The 2,411-nt window shown below is 49.7% G+C and carries 3 protein-coding genes; 1 reads left to right on the top strand and 2 read right to left on the bottom strand.

The genetic code is table 11. The annotated features are described in order from the left end of the window. Nucleotides 1-47: 47 nt before the first annotated feature. Together GY683_RS09490 and GY683_RS09485 are read right to left on the bottom strand one after the other, a co-directional pair. Nucleotides 48-707: an NAD(P)H-dependent oxidoreductase gene (locus tag GY683_RS09490; protein WP_297288495.1), complete on the bottom strand. Its 660-nt coding sequence runs from the start codon at nt 705-707 to the stop codon at nt 48-50. 60 nt (nt 708-767) lie between these two features. Continuing rightward, nucleotides 768-1,829, bottom strand: coding sequence for an NADH:flavin oxidoreductase/NADH oxidase (locus GY683_RS09485; protein ID WP_297288494.1), 1,062 nt, complete (start codon nt 1,827-1,829; stop codon nt 768-770). Nucleotides 1,830-2,013: 184 nt separating this feature from the next. On the opposite strand from GY683_RS09485, the gene GY683_RS09480 reads away from it, so the two are divergent. Continuing rightward, a partial coding sequence (locus tag GY683_RS09480; protein WP_297288493.1) for a type I restriction-modification system subunit M N-terminal domain-containing protein occupies nt 2,014-2,411 on the top strand: 398 nt, incomplete at its 3' end.

Raw genomic sequence — 2,411 nt, 5'->3', positions numbered from 1 at the left:
TTGAAGGCCGTCTGAAATCAATGCAGACAGCCTTACACAGCTTCACATTACTCGACAAACTTCACAACCTGCTCAAAAGTCTTACGAGCCTTAGGGCGAATTTCTTTATCGCGATAACCAAAGGTCACCATCACCGACACGCCCCATTCGGCAGGGTCAAATAAGCCTTCGTCCGCCAAGATTTGGTTCACTTCCTTGTAAGCAAAGCCTTCAATCGGACAGGAATCCACGCCGATTAAGGCAGCACCCGTCATCATATTGGCAAGGGCGATGTAAGTCTGCTTGCTTGCCCAGTCATACAGGCTGCGCTCGGTGTCCAAAATGGCGATGTCCTCGGCTTGGAATTTTTGATAAATCCCCATTGCCTTGTCTCGTGCTTCGCCTTGCAAACCACGGCGGTTCATTATTTCAGCAAAATAAGGCGTGTCGTAACGGGCGTTTTTCTTGGCCAAAATCGCAACAATGTGGCTGGCTGTTTCCATGGTTGGAATGCCCCAGCAGTAAGGTTTGAGTTTTTGGCGTAAGTCGGCATTTTGCAATACTAAGAATTGCCACGGCTCACTGCCTACCGAGCTTGGGGATAAGCGGCCGAGTTCCAAAATATAATTAAAATCTTCGGCAGAGATTTTACGACTGCCGTCATACGAGCGGGTAGAGGCGCGGTAATGAAAGGCGTTTAATACATCTTCTTTGTTTAAAAACTGCATGGTTGGATACTCCAAATTTAAATCGTTTTGTTGTAACGGCCAATCAAGGCCGTCTGAAAATTACATAAAGCCGCGTTGGTATTGGCGCGGCACAAACTGCATTTCTGCGGCATCGGCGGCATTTTGGCGGTGTTGCGCGTTCAATACCCAATACGGATCACGCAAGAGCGCACGACCAATGGCGACCAAATCGGCATCGCCCACGCCAAGCACATGATCGGCCACGGCAGGCTCATCGAGCATACCCACGGCGATGACCGGTTTGCCGGTGGCGTGTTTGACTTTACGCGCCAGCTCCACTTGATAGCCAGCATAGAATTCAGGATGGTTGCCCGCATGCAGCACGCCATCACCGCCGCCGCTCACGTCGAACACATCGGCACCGGCTTCTAAGAAGCGCTTGGCGACTGCGACACCGTAATCGCTGTCAAAGCCGTTTTCGCCGTATTCTTGCGCTGAGATGCGGACAATCAACGGCATTTCAGACGGCATCACTTCACGGGCAGCCTTGATGACTTGTTCGCCGAACAGCATTTTGTCTTGGCCGTATTCATCACTGCGCTGGTTAGATTTTGGCGAGTAGAATTGGTGAATCAGGTAGCCGTGTGCGCCGTGCAGCTCGATGGTATCGAAACCGGCGGCGACTGCACGTTTCACCGAGTCTTGGAAGGCTTGTACCAAGTCTTTGACTTCTTGAGTGGTCAACTCGCGCGGGGTAATCAGGTTTTGACCGGCATAATCCAATTCGCCATAGTGAATCGGGCTTGGCGCCACGGCATTCGGCTCGTCCTGCGCTTTGCGGCCGGCATGGGCGATTTGAATGCCGATTTTGGCACCGTGGGCGTGCACGCTGTCGACTAATTTTTTGAACGCTTGCTCTTGCTCATCATTCCACAAGCCTAAGCAATTCGGGCTGATGCGACCGTTCGCCGCGACATTGGTCATCTCGACGATAATCAGACCGACACCACCGATGGCGCGGCTGGTGTAATGCATAAAATGCCAATCGTTCGGCACGCCGTCGGTGGCGGAATATTGGCACATCGGTGGCATCACCACGCGGTTTTTGAGTTCGAGGTTTTTTAGGGTGTATGGGGTTAATAATTTACGAAATTTTGCCATGTTAAACTGCTCCAATGGGCCTTGTCATGATGCTATTTTAGGCAAAGCATGTTATTATTACAAATTGATTATTATGATAGTCAGGTATCATCACAGCTGATAGTAAGACGCCCCACCTGATTAGTCTAACCAATACCACCCACTAACACGCAGCCGCCTGCACGCTAAAGAATAAGGACACATCATGACTGGCATCCAACAACGCGCCGAACTACAACGCCGCATCTGGCAAATCGCCAACGAAGTACGCGGCTCGGTGGACGGCTGGGATTTTAAACAATATGTATTGGGTACGCTGTTTTACCGCTTTATCAGTGAGAACTTTGAGGCATACATTACTGGTGGTGACGAAAGCGTTAACTATGCAGCGATGGACGACAGCGATGAAAATATCATAGCGGCAAAAGATGATGCAATTCGTACAAAAGGCTATTTTATTCTTCCTAGCCAGCTGTTCAGCAATGTGGCGGCTAATGCACACAAAAACGAAAACTTAAATACCGATTTAGCTACTATTTTTGCTGCCATTGAAAACTCAGCCAATGGCTATGATTCAGAAAAAGACATCAAAGGCTTGTTTGC

Source organism: Moraxella sp. (assembly GCF_024227015.1).
In the GTDB taxonomy this organism is placed as follows: Bacteria; Pseudomonadota; Gammaproteobacteria; order Pseudomonadales; family Moraxellaceae; genus Moraxella.
The sequence above is the reverse complement of the archived record's forward strand: the minus strand, read 5'-3'. Positions and strand labels throughout refer to the sequence as shown.

Bases quoted from the DNA above. Each gene is read 5' to 3' on its own strand.
- GY683_RS09490 (WP_297288495.1), bottom strand. From the start codon at position 707: ATGCAGTTTTTAAACAAAGAAGATGTATTAAACGCCTTTCATTACCGC.
- GY683_RS09485 (WP_297288494.1), bottom strand. From the start codon at position 1,829: ATGGCAAAATTTCGTAAATTATTAACCCCATACACCCTAAAAAACCTC.